Below are 17,507 nucleotides of genomic sequence, written 5' to 3' on the forward strand. Positions count from 1 at the left end.
GGGCGGCCTTTTTGTATGAATTGGGCGCTATCGACTACTGGTCGAGACGCGATATGCGCCAGCGCAGAAGGTCCGTCGTGCAGGCGCGTCCGAAATCTTCGGCACCGCTGCCGCCCATTGCGGCATCCACGACACGACGGCATTCGGCTTTTGTGAAAAGCTCGAACTGCTCTTCGGATGCCGCGAGGGATTTCAGTGCAGCTTCGCTTGCCGACGATCCGGTTTCCTCGATGTCCTTGCGAAGCTTCTCCAGCGTGACGTCAAGTTCACTTCTTGCCTGTTTCTCGAGTTTCTCCAGGCAGGGCGCAAGTTCGGTGCGCGGTTGCGTGCCGATTTCAGCATAGCATTGGGCGAGGGCGCCATCGTCGGGCTGGGCATCCTGGGCATGAGCCGACATGAGAGGAGTGGAAAGCAGAACTCCAAGAAGGAGCGGGCGGAAAGCAGTTCTCATCAAAATCTCCAAAAAATATCACGAGCCGGATGAATCTCCGGCAGTGAGCATCAGGGTCCTGACCCTAACCTTCAATAATTACTAGCGGGTATCGTACAAGTTGAGTGATTTTCGGCCCGTCAGACCGATAGGAAAAACGCGGGGCTGTTGACCCCGCGTCCGGCTTTATTCCTCTTCGTCGTCACCGTCGAATTCGATCAGTGCGACTTCGCCCTTGAGGGCTGTCGCCCAGGCACTCTTGTGCGGTTCTTCTTCCGGTTCTTCGGTGAGCGTGCCCATCTCGAGAAGCTCGGCTTCGTGGTAGCCCTCGTCGGCAAGAATGGCGAGAACGGTCTGAACCAGATCCTCGTTCTCGTCGGCTTTCAAAAGCAGGTGCACCTCGACGGAGGATTCTTCACCCTCGTTCCAGACATCGGCGATGACCAGATGAACGGTTGGCGAATCGTCGCCCTTGGGCATGGAATCGGATGCGGGCGTGGAAGACATTGAGAAACCCTTAATATTCGGTTGCGTTTCGACTCGGATGTGCTTCAATAGCGGTTACGAAGTGGCTGCGCCATGCTTGCATATGAAAATGACGGTTTTGATCGCGAAATATCAGCGAATGGACGTCAAATGCGGCGCAATAACCTGTCAGGGCAGGGCCAGATCGCCGGTTTCCAGCCCATCAGGTAAGAAACTTGGGCCATTGCACTTGACGAAACGCCTCTAAAGACGTATCAGCACCGCATCTGAGCCGATGTGAGACAGGCTTTTTCGGGACGACGCGTCCTGAAGTTCGTCTCAAACAGGGTTCGTTTTACGATCGAAATGCAACTTGCCGTTCGCATGAAGCGTCAGCTTCCTCTGCTTTTGTTCGGGGTGGCCGCCGGTTGAGGATGGCTGACTCCGAATTCGCGCATGAGCATGCCGGTGAAACGGCCCTTTGGGGCGTGGATACGAGTTTTTAATAGAGGAAGGTTGAATGCCTACCGTAAATCAGCTGATCCGCAAGCCGCGCATTGCGCCGGTGAAGCGTAATAAGGTTCCTGCCCTGCAGGCAAACCCACAGAAGCGCGGCGTTTGCACCCGCGTTTACACGACGACCCCGAAGAAGCCGAACTCGGCTCTGCGTAAGGTTGCCAAGGTTCGTTTGACGAACGGCTTCGAAGTTATCGGTTACATCCCGGGTGAGGGGCATAACCTGCAGGAGCACTCCGTCGTCATGATCCGCGGCGGTCGTGTCAAGGATTTGCCGGGTGTGCGTTACCACATCATCCGTGGCGTTCTCGATACCCAGGGTGTCAAGAACCGCAAGCAGCGCCGCTCCAAGTATGGTGCAAAGCGTCCGAAGTAAGATTTTCCGGGGATACCGGCCGCCTGTAGGCGAGTTGAGCCCGATGTAATTGAAAGAAAAGACGAAATGTCCAGACGCCATAAGGCCGAAAAGCGTGAGATCAATCCGGATCCGAAGTTCGGCGATCTCGTTATCACGAAGTTCATGAATGCAGTCATGCTTCATGGCAAGAAGTCGGTTGCCGAAAGCATCGTTTACGGTGCGCTCGATGCAATCGAAACCAAGGCGAAGTCCGAGCCGGTCGCGCTGTTCCATCAGGCGCTCGACAACGTAGCTCCGCACATCGAAGTCCGTTCGCGCCGCGTTGGTGGTGCAACCTATCAGGTTCCGGTCGATGTGCGTCCAGAACGCCGCCAGGCACTTGCCATCCGTTGGCTCATCAATGCTGCTCGTGGTCGTAACGAGACGACAATGGTCGATCGTCTTTCCGGCGAACTGCTTGATGCTGCCAACAACCGCGGTTCTGCTGTGAAGAAGCGTGAAGACACGCACCGCATGGCTGAAGCCAATCGCGCCTTCTCGCATTACCGCTGGTAATCGTCGAAACCTATTCAAAGAGCGACTATCATGGCCCGCGAATATAAAATCGAAGACTACCGCAATTTCGGTATCATGGCTCACATCGACGCCGGCAAGACGACGATGACCGAGCGCATCCTGTTCTATACCGGTAAGAACCACAAGATCGGCGAAACCCACGATGGTGCGTCGACCATGGACTGGATGGAGCAGGAGCAGGAACGCGGTATCACGATCACTTCCGCTGCTACGACCACGTTCTGGCAGGGCCGTGACGGTAAGAAGCGCCGCTTCAACATCATCGATACGCCCGGTCACGTCGACTTCACGATTGAAGTCGAGCGTAGCTTGCGCGTTCTCGATGGCGCTATCGCGCTGCTCGATGCCAATGCCGGCGTTGAACCCCAGACCGAAACCGTGTGGCGTCAGGCTGAAAAGTATCACGTCCCGCGCATGGTCTTTGTCAACAAGATGGACAAGATCGGTGCCGACTTCTTCCGTTGCGTGGAGATGGTTGGCTCGCGGCTGGGCGCGGTCGCCCTGCCGGTTCAGTTGCCGATTGGCGCCGAAAACGATTTCGTTGGCGTTATCGACCTGATCGAAATGAAGGCCCTGACCTGGGATGGCACCATCGGCGCTGCTGCTGTTGAAGGTGAAATTCCGGCAGACCTGAAGGATCAGGCTGTGGAATACCGCGAGAAGCTCGTCGAGCTGGCCGTGGAAATCGACGAAGCTGCCATGGAAGCTTATCTGGAAGGCAAGGAGCCGACCAACGATGAGCTGCGCGCCCTGATCCGCAAGGGCACGATCGAAGTGAAGTTCCATCCGATCCTTTGCGGTACCGCGTTCAAGAACCGTGGCGTTCAGCCGCTTCTCGATGCCGTCGTGGAATTCCTTCCGGCTCCGACCGACGTTCCTGCCATCAAGGGCATCGACGTCAAGACGGAAACCGAAACGACCCGTGAATCTTCGGATGAAGCACCGCTTTCGATGCTCGCATTCAAGATCATGAACGACCCGTTCGTCGGTTCGCTGACCTTCGCCCGCATCTATTCGGGCAAGCTCACCAAGGGCGTTTCGCTCGAAAATACCGTCAAGGGCAAGCGTGAGCGTATCGGCCGTATGTTGCAGATGCACTCCAACAGCCGTGAAGACATCGAAGAAGCCTATGCAGGCGACATCGTTGCTCTGGCTGGCCTCAAGGAAACCACTACTGGCGATACGCTCTGCGATCCGCTGAAGCCGGTTATCCTTGAACGCATGGAATTCCCGGATCCGGTTATCGAGATCGCTATCGAGCCGAAGACCAAGGCCGACCAGGAAAAGATGGGCATCGCGCTCAATCGTCTGGCTGCCGAAGATCCTTCCTTCCGCGTCAAGTCGGACGAAGAATCCGGTCAGACCATCATTGCCGGCATGGGCGAACTTCACCTCGACATTCTCGTCGATCGCATGAAGCGCGAATTCAAGGTTGAAGCCAATATCGGTGCGCCGCAGGTTGCTTACCGTGAATCGATCACCCGTCAGGCTGAAATCGATTACACCCACAAGAAGCAGTCGGGTGGTTCGGGCCAGTTCGCTCGTGTCAAGATCATCTTCGAGCCGCATGACGGCGACGATTTCATCTTCGAATCGAAGATCGTCGGTGGTTCGGTTCCGAAGGAATACATTCCGGGTGTCCAGAAGGGTATCGAGAGCGTCATGGGCGCAGGTCCGCTTGCCGGCTTCCCGATGCTCGGCGTGAAGGCCACCCTGATCGACGGCGCTTACCATGACGTTGACTCGTCTGTTCTCGCCTTTGAAATCGCGTCCCGTGCAGCGTTCCGTGAAGGTGCGCAGAAGGCTGGCGCCCAGCTCCTCGAGCCGATCATGAAGGTCGAGGTTGTGACGCCGGAAGATTACGTTGGTGACGTTATCGGCGATCTGAACTCGCGTCGCGGTCAGATTTCCGGCACCGAAGCCCGCGGCATCGCCACGGTCGTCAACGCAAACGTTCCGCTGGCCAACATGTTTGGCTACGTGAACTCCCTGCGTTCGATGTCCCAGGGCCGTGCACAGTACACGATGCAGTTCGACCATTATGAGCCGGTTCCGACGGCGGTCGCACAGGAAATCCAGAAGAAGTTTGCGTGATCTACGGGTCACGCTCCCAATTAAAAAGAATGCCTGAGCAGGCTAAATTTACGGAGAGCTCAAATGGCAAAGAGTAAGTTTGAACGTACGAAGCCCCACGTTAACATCGGCACGATCGGTCACGTTGACCATGGCAAGACGTCGCTGACGGCTGCGATCACGAAGTTTTTCGGCGAATTCCGTGCATATGACCAGATCGATGCAGCGCCGGAAGAAAAGGCGCGCGGCATCACCATTTCGACCGCCCACGTCGAATATGAAACCGAAAACCGTCACTACGCACACGTCGACTGCCCCGGCCACGCCGACTATGTGAAGAACATGATCACCGGCGCGGCGCAGATGGACGGCGCGATCCTGGTTGTTTCGGCTGCCGATGGCCCGATGCCGCAGACCCGCGAGCACATCCTGCTTGCCCGTCAGGTTGGCGTTCCGGCTATCGTCGTGTTCCTCAACAAGTGCGACCAGGTTGACGACGCAGAACTGCTCGAACTGGTTGAACTGGAAGTGCGCGAGCTTCTGTCGAAGTACGACTTCCCGGGCGACGAAATTCCGATCATCAAGGGCTCGGCTCTTGCCGCTCTGGAAGACAGCTCGAAGGAACTGGGCGAAGATGCCGTCCGCAGCCTGATGGCTGCCGTTGACGACTACATTCCGACCCCGGAACGTCCGATCGACCAGCCGTTCCTGATGCCGATCGAAGACGTGTTCTCGATCTCGGGCCGTGGTACGGTTGTGACGGGTCGCGTCGAGCGCGGTATCGTCAAGGTTGGCGAAGAAGTTGAAATCGTCGGCATCAAGGCAACGACGAAGACGACGGTTACCGGCGTTGAAATGTTCCGCAAGCTGCTCGATCAGGGCCAGGCTGGCGACAACATCGGCGCACTGATCCGCGGCGTTGGCCGTGAGGACGTCGAACGCGGCCAGGTTCTCTGCAAGCCGGGTTCTGTGAAGCCGCACACCAAGTTCAAGGCAGAAGCCTACATTCTGACCAAGGACGAAGGTGGCCGTCATACGCCGTTCTTCACCAACTACCGTCCGCAGTTCTACTTCCGCACGACGGACGTGACGGGTGTTGTGACGCTGCCGGAAGGCACGGAAATGGTCATGCCGGGCGACAACATCGCCATGGACGTCACGCTGATCGTGCCGATCGCCATGGAAGAAAAGCTCCGCTTCGCTATCCGTGAAGGCGGCCGCACCGTCGGTGCAGGCATCGTCTCCTCGATCATCGAGTAATTAGGTTTGTGCAGGGGCATCTGCATGGCAGATGTCCCCGCGTAACAAGGAACAGATGAAATGAACGGTCAAAACATCCGCATTCGCCTGAAGGCGTTTGATCATCGGATCCTTGACGCTTCGACGCGGGAAATCGTGTCGACTGCCAAGCGTACCGGTGCAAATGTGCGCGGACCGATCCCGCTTCCTACGCGGATCGAGAAGTTCACGGTCAACCGGTCGCCGCACATCGACAAGAAGAGCCGCGAGCAGTTCGAGATGCGCACGCACAAGCGTCTTCTCGATATCGTTGACCCGACCCCGCAGACGGTGGACGCGCTGATGAAGCTCGATCTGTCCGCCGGTGTCGATGTCGAGATCAAGCTTTAATCGGCTTGAGGACGGAAGGAACGAACCCGATGCGTTCAGGTGTTATTGCACAGAAGCTGGGCATGACCCGCGTCTATAACGACGCCGGCGAGCATGTGCCGGTGACGGTTCTCCGCATGGAGAACTGCCACGTGGTAGCTCAGCGTACAGTTGAAAAGAACGGTTATACGGCTGTTCAGCTTGGCGTTGGTATCGCCAAGGTAAAGAACACGTCCAAGGCTATGCGCGGTCATTTCGCGAAGGCCGAGGTCGAGCCGAAGGCGAAAGTCGCGGAATTCCGCGTTTCGCCGGATAACCTCCTCGAAGTCGGCGCTGAAATCACCGCCGAACACTTCGTCGCCGGCCAGAAGGTCGATGTGACGGGTACTTCGATCGGTAAAGGCTTTGCCGGTGTTATGAAGCGTCATAACTTCGGCGGTCATCGCGCCTCTCATGGTAACTCCATTACCCACCGCTCTCACGGCTCGACCGGTCAGCGTCAGGATCCGGGTAAGGTGTTCAAGGGCAAGAAGATGGCTGGTCACATGGGTCAGACCCGCGTTACCACGCAGAACATTGAAGTTGTCTCGACGGACAGCGATCGCGGCCTGATCCTGGTTCGCGGTGCGGTTCCTGGCTCCAAGGGCGCCTGGATTATCGTGCGCGATGCAGTAAAGGTTTCCCTGCCTGAGAATGCGCCGAAGCCGGCCGCTCTGCGTGCAGGTGCCGCGAAGGCTGAAGCTGCCGCGACTGAGGGAGCCGAATAATGGATCTCACGATTACCACTCTTGAAGGCAAGGATGCCGGCAAGGTCAAGCTGAACGAAGAAATCTTCGGCCTCGACCCGCGTGACGACATTCTTCAGCGCGTCGTGCGCTGGCAGCTGGCTCGCCGCCAGCAGGGCTCGCATGATGCCAAGGGCCGCAGCGACATCAGCCGCACCGGTTCCAAGATGTACAAGCAGAAGGGTACGGGCCGCGCTCGTCACCATTCGGCTCGTGCACCGCAGTTCCGCGGCGGCGGTCAGGCTCACGGACCGGTTGTCCGTCTGCACGACCACGATCTGCCGAAGAAGGTTCGCGCTCTCGGCCTGCGTCATGCCCTGTCTGCAAAGGCAAAGGCATCGGACCTGATCATCATCGACGATCTGGCCGCGACGGAAGCCAAGACGAAGCAGCTCGTTTCGCAGTTCGCCAAGCTCGGTCTGGAAAACGCACTCGTCATCGGCGGTGCGGAGATCGACGTGAACTTCCAGCGCGCGGCTTCGAACATTCCGAACATCGACGTTCTGCCGGTGCAGGGCATCAATGTTTACGACATTCTTCGCCGTGGCAAGCTCGTGCTTTCCAAGGCGGCCGTCGAAGCCCTGGAAGCTCGTTTCATGGGGAGCGTTTCAAATGACTGATCTTCGCCATTACGACGTGATCGTCAGCCCGGTTATCACCGAGAAGTCGACCCTGGTTTCCGAACACAACCAGGTTGTCTTCAACGTAGCCCGCAAGGCAACGAAGCCGGAAATCAAGGCTGCAGTCGAAGCGCTTTTCGGCGTCAAGGTTACCGCAGTCAACACTGCAGTGCGCAAGGGTAAGGTCAAGCGGTTCCGCGGCCTTATCGGGCGCCAGAGCGACGTCAAGAAAGCGATCGTTACTTTGGCCGAAGGCCAGAGCATCGACGTTTCGACCGGTCTCTGAGAGGCCATGGAGTAAGAGACAATGGCACTCAAGCATTTTAATCCGATCACGCCAGGCCAGCGTCAGCTGGTCATTGTGGACCGTTCGGAACTCTACAAGGGCAAGCCGGTCAAGTCCCTGACCGAAGGCCTGTCCAAGAAGGGTGGCCGCAACAACACCGGTCGTATCACCGTCCGTTTTCAGGGCGGCGGTCACAAGCGTTCGTATCGTTTCGTCGACTTCAAGCGTCGCAAGCTCGACGTTGTCGGCACGGTGGAACGCCTGGAATACGATCCGAACCGCACCGCGTTTATCGCGCTGATCCGTTACGAAGACGGTGAACTGGCATATATCCTGGCTCCGCAGCGTTTGGCTGTCGGCGACAAGGTTGTTGCAGGCAACTCCGTCGACGTGAAGCCGGGCAATGCAATGCCTCTCGCTTCGATGCCGGTAGGCACGATCGTTCACAACGTCGAACTGAAGCCCGGCAAGGGCGGCCAGATCGCACGTTCGGCTGGCACTTACGCCCAGCTCGTCGGTCGCGACCAGGGCATGGCGATCCTGCGCCTCAACTCCGGCGAACAGCGTCTGGTTCATGGCGCGTGCTTCGCTTCGGTCGGTGCGGTTTCCAACCCGGATCATGGCAATACCAACGACGGTAAGGCCGGTCGTTCGGTGTGGCGCGGCAAGCGTCCGCATGTTCGCGGCGTTGCCATGAACCCGGTCGATCACCCGCATGGTGGTGGTGAAGGTCGTACCTCGGGTGGTCGTCATCCTGTCACGCCGTGGGGCAAGCCCACGAAGGGCAAGAAGACGCGCTCGAACAAGGCGACCGACAAGTTCATCATGCGTTCGCGCCATCAGCGCAAGAAATAAGAGAGGTAGTCTGAAGTGGCTCGTTCAGTTTGGAAAGGTCCGTTTATCGACGGCTATCTTCTCAAGAAGGCTGAGAAGGTACGCGAAAGCGGTCGTAACGAAGTTATCAAGATGTGGAGCCGCCGCTCCACCATCCTGCCGCAGTTTGTCGGCCTGACTTTCGGCGTCTACAACGGCAACAAGCATGTGCCGGTGTCGGTTTCGGAAGAAATGGTCGGACACAAGTTCGGTGAATTTGCACCGACCCGGACCTATTACGGTCACGGTGCGGACAAGAAGTCGAAGAGGAAGTAACGATGGGCAAGGCTAAAGCTCCCCGTCAGCTCAAGGACAACGAGGCTCAGGCCGTTGCCCGCACGCTGCGCGTCAGCCCGCAGAAGCTGAACCTTGTTGCGAGCATGATTCGCGGCAAGAAGGTGAATGCGGCACTTGCCGATCTGACGTTCTCGCGCAAGCGGATCGCCGATACGGTGAAGAAGACGCTTCAGTCCGCAATTGCGAACGCTGAAAACAACCATGACCTCGACGTCGATGCTCTGATCGTCGCCGAAGCCTATGTCGGCAAGTCGATCGTCATGAAGCGCTTCCACGTCCGTGGCCGTGGCCGCGCAAGCCGGATCGAGAAGCCGTTTTCGCATCTCACCATTGTTGTCCGCGAAGTCGCGGAAAAAGGGGAGGCCGCATAATGGGTCAGAAGATTAATCCGATCGGTCTTCGTCTCGGCATCAACCGTACCTGGGATTCGCGTTGGTACGCGAATACCGGCGAATACGGCAAGCTGCTGCATGAAGATGTCAAGATCCGCGAGTTCCTCACCGAAGAACTCAAGCAGGCTGCGATCTCCAAGATCGTGATTGAGCGTCCGCACAAGAAGTGCCGCGTGACGATCCATTCGGCTCGTCCGGGCATCATCATCGGCAAGAAGGGCGCAGATATCGAAAAGCTCCGCAAGAAGCTTTCCGAGATGACCAATGCCGATACGTCGCTCAACATCGTCGAAGTTCGCAAGCCGGAAGTCGACGCTACGCTGATCGCCCAGTCGATCACGCAGCAGCTCGAACGCCGTGTGGCATTCCGTCGCGCCATGAAGCGTGCCGTTCAGTCGGCAATGCGTCTTGGAGCCGAAGGTATCCGTATCAATTGTGCGGGTCGCCTTGGCGGAGCGGAAATCGCTCGCATGGAATGGTACCGTGAAGGTCGCGTTCCGCTTCACACGCTGCGCGCCGACATCGACTACGGCACGGCAGAAGCGAAGACCGCTTATGGTATCTGCGGCGTGAAGGTCTGGGTCTTCAAGGGCGAAATCCTTGAACACGATCCGATGGCTTCCGAGCGTCGTGCGGTCGAGGGTGACAATCAGGGTTCCTCGTCGAACCGCCGCCGCGAAAACGCTTAAAAAGCGGGCCGCGGGCGAGAAATTTGGAGTAGAGAACAATGATGCAGCCTAAGCGCACCAAGTTCCGCAAGCAGTTCAAGGGCCGTATCCACGGCAACTCGAAAGGCGGCACGGATCTGAATTTCGGTGCATTCGGTCTGAAGGCTCTTGAGCCTGAACGCGTCACCGCACGTCAGATCGAAGCGGCTCGCCGCGCGATCACCCGTCACATGAAGCGTGCGGGCCGCGTGTGGATCCGCATCTTCCCTGACCTGCCGGTCACGTCGAAGCCTACCGAAGTCCGTATGGGTAAAGGTAAGGGTTCGGTTGACTACTGGGCATGTCGTGTGGCACCGGGTCGCGTGATGTTTGAGCTTGACGGTGTACCTGAAGATGTGGCACGGGAAGCCCTTCGACTCGGCGCCGCAAAGTTGCCGATCAAGACGCGCTTTATCCAGCGCATTGCTGAATAAGAGAGGCAACTATGAAAGCCGCAGACGTTCGGGCGAAAAGCCTCGACCAACTGAATGACGAGCTGGGCAGCCTGAAGAAAGAGCAGTTCAACCTGCGCTTTCAGAAGGCCACCGGCCAGCTTGAAAAAACCGCGCGCGTGAAGCAGGTTCGCCGCGACATCGCGCGTATTAAGACTATTGCCCGCCAGAAGGCGGCCGAAAGCAAGGCATAAGGAAAAAATATCATGCCTAAACGCGTTCTGCAGGGCGTTGTCGTCAGCGACAAGAATGACAAGACTGTCGTGGTCAAGGTCGAGCGCCGCTACTCGCATCCGCTCCTCCAGAAGACCGTGCGCCAGTCGAAGAAGTACAAGGCGCATGACGAGAACAACCAGTTCAAGATTGGCGATATCGTTTCCATCCAGGAATCGGCTCCGATCTCGAAGGACAAACGCTGGGTCGTTCTGACGAACGAAGCAGCAGGCTAAATTATAAACACGCAGCTTAGGTAGGGCAGGAGCCCTTAACCAGCTGAGAGGAAAGAAGGCGGCCAGTCATGATTCAGATGCAAACAAACCTCGACGTGGCGGATAATTCCGGCGCACGTCGTGTCATGTGCATCAAGGTGCTGGGCGGCTCGAAGCGGCGTTACGCTTCCGTCGGCGACATCATTGTGGTGTCGATCAAGGAAGCCATTCCGCGCGGCCGCGTCAAAAAGGGTGACGTGATGAAGGCGGTTGTTGTACGCACCGCCAAGGACATCCGTCGTCCGGACGGCAGCGTTATTCGTTTCGATAACAATGCAGCCGTTCTTATCGATAACAAGAAAGAGCCTATCGGCACGCGTATCTTCGGACCGGTTCCGCGCGAACTTCGCGCAAAGAACCACATGAAGATCATCTCGCTGGCTCCGGAAGTTCTGTAAGGGAAGCAAGACGATGCAGAAGATTCGCAAAGGCGACAGCGTTGTCGTGCTGTCCGGTAAGGACAAGGGCCGCAAGGGCGAAGTTCTTAAGGTCATGCCGAAGGACGAGCAGGCGCTCGTCCGCGGTATCAACATTGTAAAGCGTCATCAGCGCCAGACCCAGACCCAGGAAGCCGGCATCATTTCCAAGGAAGCGCCGATCCACCTGTCCAACCTGGCAATTGCTGATCCGAAGGACGGCCAGCCGACCCGCGTCGGTTTCCGCGTCGAGGACGGCAAGAAGGTTCGTGTCGCAAAACGTTCTGGAGCGCTGATCGATGGCTGAGGCAAAGGCACTTCCCCGCTTCAAGAAGCTTTACAACGAGACCGTTCGTAAGGCTCTGCTTGAAGAATTCAAATACGACAACGAGATGCAGATTCCGCGCATCACGAAGGTCGTCCTGAACATGGGCGTTGGCGAAGCTACTGGCGACTCCAAGAAGCCAGCGATTGCTGCTGAAGATCTCAGCCAGATCGCCGGTCAGAAGGCTGTCGTAACGCGCGCCCGTAACTCGATCGCAACGTTCAAGTTGCGTGAAGGCATGCCGATCGGCACGAAGGTCACCCTTCGCCAGGACCGCATGTATGAATTCCTTGATCGTCTTGTCACGATCGCTCTTCCGCGCGTCCGCGACTTCCGCGGCTTGAACCCGAAGAGCTTTGACGGCCGCGGCAACTACGCCATGGGCATCAAGGAGCACATCGTGTTCCCGGAAATCAACTACGATAAGGTTGATCAGATCTGGGGCATGGACATCATCGTTTGCACGACCGCCAAGTCGGATGATGAAGCACGCGCTCTTCTGCGTGCATTCAACTTCCCCTTCCGGCAGTAACGGCAAGCGTAGCGAGGTATAATAATATGGCCAAGACTAGCGCAGTCGAAAAAAACAAGCGCCGCGAAAAGTTGGTTAAGCGTCATGCTGAAAAGCGTGCACGCCTGAAGGCGATCGTCATGGATCAGGGCCTTCCGCTGGAGGAGCGCTTCCGCGCCACCATCCGGCTTGCCGAACTGCCGCGCAATTCATCGAAGGTTCGTATTCGCAATCGTTGCGAAGTGTCGGGCCGTCCGCGTGGTTATTACCGTAAACTGAAGATGTCGCGTATTGCGCTGCGTCAGTTGGGTTCGCTCGGTCAGATTCCGGGCGTCGTCAAGTCGAGCTGGTAAGGAGTAGCATATGTCTGTGTCAGATCCTCTCGGCGATATGCTGACCCGTATCCGCAACGCGGTTGGCCGCAAGAAGACCAAGGTTTCGACCCCGGCTTCCAAGTTGCGCGCCCGCGTTCTCGATGTCCTTCAGGCTGAAGGCTACATCCGCGGATACACGCAGAGCGAATTCGAAAACGGCAAGGCCGAGATCGAAATCGAGCTGAAGTACTATGAAGGTGTTCCGGTTATCCGCGAGATCACCCGCGTGTCGAAGCCTGGTCGTCGCGTTTACGTGTCGGTCAAGTCGATCCCGCAGGTCGCAAACGGCCTTGGCATCTCGATCCTCTCCACGCCGAAGGGTGTGATGGCGGATCATGAAGCCCGTGAACAAAACGTTGGTGGTGAGCTGCTCTGCCGCATCTTCTGATGCGGTTGACAGCGAACAGATAAAAGACAGGTATCAAAATGTCTCGTATCGGTAAAAAACCCGTGCCGGTCCCGGCAGGCGTGACCGCCAGTGTTGATGGGCAGATCGTCAAGGCCAAGGGCGCGAAGGGGGAACTCTCCTTCGTCGTGCACGATGAAGTTCTGGTCAAGATGGAAGATGGCGCCGTTCGCGTCGATCCGCGCGACCAGTCGAAGGAAGCTCGTTCCAAGTGGGGCATGTCCCGCACGATGATCTCCAACATTTTTGTTGGCGTGAAGGACGGCTTCGAGAAGAAGCTCGAAATCAGCGGCGTCGGTTACCGCGCTGCCATGCAGGGCAAGAACCTGCAGCTTTCGCTCGGCTTCAGCCATGAAGTGGTTTATGACGTGCCTGCCGGCATCACTGTTGCTGTCCCGAAGCCGACGGAAATCGTCGTTACGGGTATCGACAAGCAGCAGGTCGGTCAGGTCGCGGCTGAGATCCGCGAATATCGCGGCCCCGAGCCTTACAAGGGCAAGGGCGTCAAGTATGCTGGCGAGAAGATCGTCCGCAAAGAAGGCAAGAAGAAGTAAGGGAAGCGCGTCATGGCATCGCCAAAAGAAACTTTGCAGCGTCGCGCTGCTCGTGTACGCCGTTCGGTCAAGGCTGTCGCAAATGGCCGTCCGCGTCTCAGCGTTCACCGTTCTTCCAAGAACATCTACGCCCAGGTTATCGACGATGTGCGCGGCGTTACAGTCGCCGCCGCCTCGACGCTGGACGTCGACCTGAAGGGCAAGCTCAAGACTGGCGCCGATTCCGCAGCAGCCGCTGCTGTCGGCAAGCTGGTTGCAGAGCGTGCCGTCAAGGCCGGCATCAAGGACGTGGTGTTCGATCGTGGTGCGTTCATTTTCCACGGTCGTGTGAAGGCTCTCGCCGAAGCTGCCCGCGAAGGCGGCCTCAGCTTCTAATCAGCATTTTGTGCTTCCGGAAAAGAAAAAGGAAATCAGGATATGGCACAGAGAGAACGTAACCGCGATGATCGCGGTCGCGATGAGCGCGACAGCGAATTCGTTGACAAGCTCGTTCACATCAACCGCGTTGCCAAGGTCGTCAAGGGTGGCCGTCGCTTCGGTTTTGCTGCTCTCGTCGTCGTTGGCGACCAGAAGGGCCGCGTTGGTTTCGGTCATGGCAAGGCACGTGAAGTGCCGGAAGCCATCCGCAAGGCGACCGAAGCTGCCAAGCGTGACATGATCTTCGTTCCGCTGCGTTCGGGTCGCACTTTGCACCACGACGTTGAAGGCCGCCACGGCGCTGGCAAGGTTCTGCTCCGCGCAGCCCCTGCCGGTAAGGGTATCATTGCCGGTGGCCCGATGCGTGCAGTGTTCGAAACGCTCGGCGTTCAGGACGTTGTCGCCAAGTCGCTCGGTTCGTCGAACCCCTACAACATGGTTCGTGCGACGTTCGATGCTCTGAAGCATCAGATGCATCCGAAGGACATCGCAGCACAGCGCGGCATCAAGTACTCGACCCTTCAGGCTCGTCGCCATGATGTGGTCGGTTCGGAAGAATAGCCGATAGTTTGTGTTCGTCCGGGGTTCAAAACTGCCGGATACGCCATAGACAAGGATTTGAGTGATGGCTGAGAAGAAGGGCAAGACGGTTACGGTCGAGCAGATCGGAAGCCCCATCCGTCGTCCGGCCGAGCAGCGTGCAACGCTGATCGGTCTGGGTCTTAATAAAATGCACCGTCGTCGTACGCTGGAGGATACTCCGTCCGTGCGCGGCATGATCGCCAAGGTTCAGCATCTCGTCCGCATCGTGGACGAGGCCTGATAACGCAGGGAGATAGAGACATGAAACTCAACGATCTGCGTGACAAGCCAGGTTCGGTCAAGGCACGCAAGCGCGTTGGCCGTGGTATCGGTTCGGGCACCGGCAAGACCGGTGGTCGCGGCGTCAAGGGCCAGAAGTCCCGTTCGGGCGTTTCGATCAACGGTTTCGAAGGCGGCCAGATGCCAATCTACCGCCGTCTGCCGAAGCGTGGCTTCACCAACATCTTCGCAAAGAGCTTCAACGTTGTATCGCTCGGCCGTGTTCAGGCTGCTATCGATGCAGGCAAGCTCGATGCCAAGGCTGTTGTGAACCTCGAATCGCTGAAGGCTGCCGGCGTGATTCGCCGTGCCAAGGACGGCGTTCGCATCCTTTCGGACGGCGAATTGAAGGCAAAGGTCGCTTTCGATGTGGCCGGTGCTTCCAAGGCTGCGGTCGAGAAGATCGAAAAGGCTGGCGGCAGCGTAAAGCTTCCCGAAGCCGCTGCTGAATAAGGCTTCGATACAAAAATAAAAAGCGGCGGCCTTAGTGCCGCCGCTTGCACATTTATGCCAATGCGCATATCTGGGTAGGGTCTTTTCAGTCTCGAGGCACGACCGGTAAGGATTGCGTCAGAGGGGGCGGAGGACCGGAGACTTTTCACCGGAGAAATTTAATGGCATCGGCTGCTGAACAGCTAGTTTCCAATCTCAATTTTTCGGCTTTCTCGAAGGCAGAAGAACTCAAGAAGCGCATCTGGTTCACACTGGGCGCTTTGCTCGTGTACCGGTTCGGCACCTATATTCCGCTTCCCGGCATCAATCCTGACGCGCTTGCGCAGGCTTTCCAGCAGCATAGCCAGGGTGTGCTCGGACTCTTCAACATGTTCGCCGGTGGCGCGGTCGGCCGTATGGCCATTTTTGCGCTCGGCATCATGCCCTATATCTCCGCTTCCATTATCGTGCAGCTCATGACGTCGGTCGTGCCGTCGCTTGAAGCGCTGAAAAAGGAAGGCGAGGCGGGTCGCAAGATCATCAATCAGTATACGCGTTACGGCACGGTGCTTCTGGCGCTCGTTCAGGCCTACGCGATTTCTGTCGGCCTGCAATCCGGTAGCGGCATTGTTACCAATCCGGGACCGTTCTTCATCGTCTCGTCAGTCATCACGCTCGTCGGCGGTACGATGTTCCTGATGTGGCTGGGTGAGCAGATTACCGCGCGCGGTATCGGCAACGGCATTTCGCTGATCATTTTCTCGGGTATTGTCGCGAACCTTCCGCACGCCATTTCCGGCACGCTGGAACTGGGGCGTACCGGTGCGCTTTCGACCGGTCTTATTCTCGGTGTGATCATTCTCGCCGTTGCGCTCGTCGCGGTCATCGTTTTCGTCGAGCGCGCGCAGCGCCGCCTTCTGATCCAGTATCCGAAGCGTCAGGTCGGCAATCGCATGTTCCAGGGCGATACGTCGCATCTGCCGCTCAAGCTCAATACCGCAGGTGTCATTCCGCCCATCTTCGCTTCGTCGCTGCTGCTGCTGCCGGCGACGGTGGCGGGTTTCGCCAATACGACGGAAATGCCCGCATGGGCTACGACCGTTCTCAATGCACTCGGCCATGGTCAGCCGCTTTACATGCTGTTCTATGCTGGTCTGATGGCATTCTTCTGCTTCTTTTACACGGCCATCGTGTTCAATCCCAAGGACACGGCTGACCAGCTCAAGAAGCATTCCGGCTTCATCCCCGGCATTCGTCCGGGTGAGCGTACTGCCGAATATATAGACTATGTGCTGACGCGCATCACCGTTGTCGGCGCCATCTATATTGTGCTTGTCTGTCTCCTGCCGGAATTCCTGATTTCCGCGACCGGCGTGCCGTTCTATCTTGGCGGTACCTCGCTGCTGATCGTGGTGAGCGTGACGCTCGATACGGTTGCGCAGATTCAGGGGCATTTGATCGCTCATCAATATGAAGGGCTGATCAAGAAGTCCAAACTCAGAGGTGGGAAACGTAATAGATGAGACTGATACTTCTTGGGCCGCCCGGAGCAGGTAAGGGGACGCAGGCTGGACTTCTTACCAAGAAGCATGGAATACCTCAGCTTTCGACCGGCGACATGCTGCGTGCGGCAGTCGCCCAGCAAAGCGAGATCGGAAAGCGCGCCAAGGCGGTTATGGATGCCGGGCAGCTTGTTTCCGACGAGATCGTGAACCAGATCGTGTCCGAGCGGATCGACGCCCCGGATTGCGCAAACGGTTTTATTCTCGACGGTTATCCCCGTACGGTTCCGCAAGCCCAGGCTCTGGGTGAGATGCTGGCGGGGAAGGGCCTCAAGCTCGATGCGGTCATCGAACTGAAGGTCGATGAGAATGCTTTGGTCAAGCGGATGGAAAGCCGCGTGGCGGATACGATCGCCAAGGGCGGCCAGGTTCGTTCTGACGATAATCCGGAAGCTTTCCGCAAGCGTCTTGTCGAATATCGCGAAAAGACGGCTCCCCTTTCCAGCTATTATGCCGGTACTGGCGAGCTTCGCGTTATCAACGGCATGGCGCCTGTTGAAGAGGTTACCGCCGAAATCGAGCGAATTCTCGTTCCGGCCTGAATGGTCGGCATGATATCCGGGCGAGGCTTCAGGGAAGTCTCATCACATCGCGGGCAGGGAAGCGTGAAGCGTTTTCTGCCCGTTTAACAGTTCCAGAAGTCTCTCTGAGTATCTGCGAAGCCGGTTTGATGGCTTTACGGATGTTTAAGAGTTGACTTTTTCGAACGATTCCGTCAAAGAC

General features: G+C 57.5%; 29 protein-coding genes. 27 read left to right on the forward strand and 2 right to left on the reverse strand.

The window, feature by feature from the left end; translation table 11 throughout:
* Window positions 1–34: 34 nt before the first annotated feature.
* Window positions 35–451, reverse strand: a complete 417-nt coding sequence (gene umoC, locus FHS76_RS07780; RefSeq protein WP_183650379.1) for a lysozyme inhibitor LprI family protein — start codon at window positions 449–451, stop codon at window positions 35–37.
* Window positions 452–616: 165 nt separating this feature from the next.
* Window positions 617–937, reverse strand: coding sequence for a hypothetical protein (locus FHS76_RS07785; RefSeq protein WP_183650382.1), 321 nt, complete (start codon window positions 935–937; stop codon window positions 617–619).
* 478 nt (window positions 938–1,415) lie between these two features.
* Between FHS76_RS07785 and rpsL the strand changes: the two genes are divergently transcribed.
* The 27 genes from rpsL to FHS76_RS07920 all read left to right on the forward strand — a co-directional run bounded on the left by rpsL (window position 1,416) and on the right by FHS76_RS07920 (window position 17,326).
* Window positions 1,416–1,787 (forward strand): 30S ribosomal protein S12, encoded by a 372-nt coding sequence (rpsL, locus tag FHS76_RS07790; protein ID WP_006471111.1) that lies wholly within the window; start codon window positions 1,416–1,418, stop codon window positions 1,785–1,787.
* 66 nt (window positions 1,788–1,853) lie between these two features.
* A complete protein-coding gene (gene rpsG / locus FHS76_RS07795; protein WP_183650385.1) occupies window positions 1,854–2,324 on the forward strand; it encodes a 30S ribosomal protein S7 in 471 nt (156 codons plus the stop codon).
* A 30-nt stretch (window positions 2,325–2,354) separates the two neighbouring features.
* The gene (gene fusA, locus FHS76_RS07800) at window positions 2,355–4,439 is read left to right on the forward strand and encodes an elongation factor G (RefSeq protein WP_183650388.1); all 2,085 of its coding nucleotides are present in this window, start codon (window positions 2,355–2,357) and stop codon (window positions 4,437–4,439) included.
* A 63-nt stretch (window positions 4,440–4,502) separates the two neighbouring features.
* Entirely contained in the window at window positions 4,503–5,678 is a 1,176-nt protein-coding gene (gene tuf, locus FHS76_RS07805) for an elongation factor Tu (RefSeq protein WP_183650354.1), read from the forward strand.
* A gap of 60 nt (window positions 5,679–5,738) precedes the next feature.
* Window positions 5,739–6,047, forward strand: coding sequence for a 30S ribosomal protein S10 (gene rpsJ / locus FHS76_RS07810; RefSeq protein WP_002964363.1), 309 nt, complete (start codon window positions 5,739–5,741; stop codon window positions 6,045–6,047).
* A 29-nt stretch (window positions 6,048–6,076) separates the two neighbouring features.
* A complete protein-coding gene (gene rplC / locus FHS76_RS07815; protein WP_183650391.1) occupies window positions 6,077–6,793 on the forward strand; it encodes a 50S ribosomal protein L3 in 717 nt (238 codons plus the stop codon).
* Window positions 6,793–7,431: a 50S ribosomal protein L4 gene (gene rplD / locus FHS76_RS07820; RefSeq protein ID WP_183650394.1), complete on the forward strand. Its 639-nt coding sequence runs from the start codon at window positions 6,793–6,795 to the stop codon at window positions 7,429–7,431. Before rplC ends, rplD begins: the two co-directional genes overlap by 1 nt.
* Window positions 7,424–7,717 (forward strand): 50S ribosomal protein L23, encoded by a 294-nt coding sequence (locus FHS76_RS07825; protein WP_183650396.1) that lies wholly within the window; start codon window positions 7,424–7,426, stop codon window positions 7,715–7,717. Before rplD ends, FHS76_RS07825 begins: the two co-directional genes overlap by 8 nt.
* Before the next feature lie 21 nt (window positions 7,718–7,738).
* Entirely contained in the window at window positions 7,739–8,572 is an 834-nt protein-coding gene (gene rplB / locus FHS76_RS07830; RefSeq protein ID WP_183650399.1) for a 50S ribosomal protein L2, read from the forward strand.
* A gap of 15 nt (window positions 8,573–8,587) precedes the next feature.
* Entirely contained in the window at window positions 8,588–8,866 is a 279-nt protein-coding gene (gene rpsS, locus FHS76_RS07835; protein ID WP_183650402.1) for a 30S ribosomal protein S19, read from the forward strand.
* A 2-nt stretch (window positions 8,867–8,868) separates the two neighbouring features.
* Window positions 8,869–9,258, forward strand: coding sequence for a 50S ribosomal protein L22 (gene rplV, locus FHS76_RS07840; protein WP_006467025.1), 390 nt, complete (start codon window positions 8,869–8,871; stop codon window positions 9,256–9,258).
* Complete coding sequence (gene rpsC, locus FHS76_RS07845; protein WP_183650404.1) at window positions 9,258–9,968, forward strand: 30S ribosomal protein S3; 711 nt, start codon at window positions 9,258–9,260, stop codon at window positions 9,966–9,968. Before rplV ends, rpsC begins: the two co-directional genes overlap by 1 nt.
* A gap of 38 nt (window positions 9,969–10,006) precedes the next feature.
* A complete protein-coding gene (gene rplP, locus FHS76_RS07850; protein ID WP_002964355.1) occupies window positions 10,007–10,420 on the forward strand; it encodes a 50S ribosomal protein L16 in 414 nt (137 codons plus the stop codon).
* A gap of 11 nt (window positions 10,421–10,431) precedes the next feature.
* Window positions 10,432–10,632: a 50S ribosomal protein L29 gene (gene rpmC / locus FHS76_RS07855; RefSeq protein WP_183650407.1), complete on the forward strand. Its 201-nt coding sequence runs from the start codon at window positions 10,432–10,434 to the stop codon at window positions 10,630–10,632.
* 12 nt (window positions 10,633–10,644) lie between these two features.
* Window positions 10,645–10,887 (forward strand): 30S ribosomal protein S17, encoded by a 243-nt coding sequence (rpsQ, locus tag FHS76_RS07860; protein WP_183650410.1) that lies wholly within the window; start codon window positions 10,645–10,647, stop codon window positions 10,885–10,887.
* Between the two features lie 68 nt (window positions 10,888–10,955).
* Entirely contained in the window at window positions 10,956–11,324 is a 369-nt protein-coding gene (rplN, locus tag FHS76_RS07865) for a 50S ribosomal protein L14 (RefSeq protein WP_004683923.1), read from the forward strand.
* A 13-nt stretch (window positions 11,325–11,337) separates the two neighbouring features.
* Window positions 11,338–11,649 carry a 50S ribosomal protein L24 gene (gene rplX, locus FHS76_RS07870; protein WP_183650413.1) on the forward strand — a complete coding sequence of 104 codons (312 nt, stop codon included), beginning with the start codon at window positions 11,338–11,340 and terminating at the stop codon, window positions 11,647–11,649.
* Window positions 11,642–12,199, forward strand: coding sequence for a 50S ribosomal protein L5 (gene rplE / locus FHS76_RS07875; RefSeq protein WP_183650416.1), 558 nt, complete (start codon window positions 11,642–11,644; stop codon window positions 12,197–12,199). The genes rplX and rplE overlap by 8 nt, the downstream gene beginning before the upstream one ends.
* Window positions 12,200–12,225: 26 nt before the next feature.
* A complete protein-coding gene (gene rpsN, locus FHS76_RS07880) occupies window positions 12,226–12,531 on the forward strand; it encodes a 30S ribosomal protein S14 (RefSeq protein ID WP_109369221.1) in 306 nt (101 codons plus the stop codon).
* Between the two features lie 10 nt (window positions 12,532–12,541).
* The gene (gene rpsH / locus FHS76_RS07885) at window positions 12,542–12,940 is read left to right on the forward strand and encodes a 30S ribosomal protein S8 (protein WP_004683921.1); all 399 of its coding nucleotides are present in this window, start codon (window positions 12,542–12,544) and stop codon (window positions 12,938–12,940) included.
* Between the two features lie 38 nt (window positions 12,941–12,978).
* Window positions 12,979–13,512, forward strand: coding sequence for a 50S ribosomal protein L6 (rplF, locus tag FHS76_RS07890; protein ID WP_183650419.1), 534 nt, complete (start codon window positions 12,979–12,981; stop codon window positions 13,510–13,512).
* A gap of 12 nt (window positions 13,513–13,524) precedes the next feature.
* A complete protein-coding gene (rplR, locus tag FHS76_RS07895; RefSeq protein WP_183650422.1) occupies window positions 13,525–13,887 on the forward strand; it encodes a 50S ribosomal protein L18 in 363 nt (120 codons plus the stop codon).
* Window positions 13,888–13,929: 42 nt separating this feature from the next.
* A complete protein-coding gene (gene rpsE / locus FHS76_RS07900; protein ID WP_183650425.1) occupies window positions 13,930–14,490 on the forward strand; it encodes a 30S ribosomal protein S5 in 561 nt (186 codons plus the stop codon).
* A 64-nt stretch (window positions 14,491–14,554) separates the two neighbouring features.
* Window positions 14,555–14,752: a 50S ribosomal protein L30 gene (gene rpmD / locus FHS76_RS07905; RefSeq protein ID WP_078340784.1), complete on the forward strand. Its 198-nt coding sequence runs from the start codon at window positions 14,555–14,557 to the stop codon at window positions 14,750–14,752.
* A gap of 20 nt (window positions 14,753–14,772) precedes the next feature.
* Entirely contained in the window at window positions 14,773–15,243 is a 471-nt protein-coding gene (gene rplO / locus FHS76_RS07910) for a 50S ribosomal protein L15 (protein WP_183650429.1), read from the forward strand.
* Between the two features lie 161 nt (window positions 15,244–15,404).
* A complete protein-coding gene (secY, locus tag FHS76_RS07915; RefSeq protein ID WP_183650432.1) occupies window positions 15,405–16,745 on the forward strand; it encodes a preprotein translocase subunit SecY in 1,341 nt (446 codons plus the stop codon).
* Window positions 16,742–17,326, forward strand: a complete 585-nt coding sequence (locus FHS76_RS07920; RefSeq protein ID WP_183650435.1) for an adenylate kinase — start codon at window positions 16,742–16,744, stop codon at window positions 17,324–17,326. Before secY ends, FHS76_RS07920 begins: the two co-directional genes overlap by 4 nt.
* The last annotated feature ends 181 nt before the right edge of the window (window positions 17,327–17,507 follow it).

This window comes from Brucella daejeonensis, from assembly GCF_014199265.1.
GTDB classification, from domain to species: domain Bacteria; phylum Pseudomonadota; class Alphaproteobacteria; order Rhizobiales; family Rhizobiaceae; genus Brucella; species Brucella daejeonensis.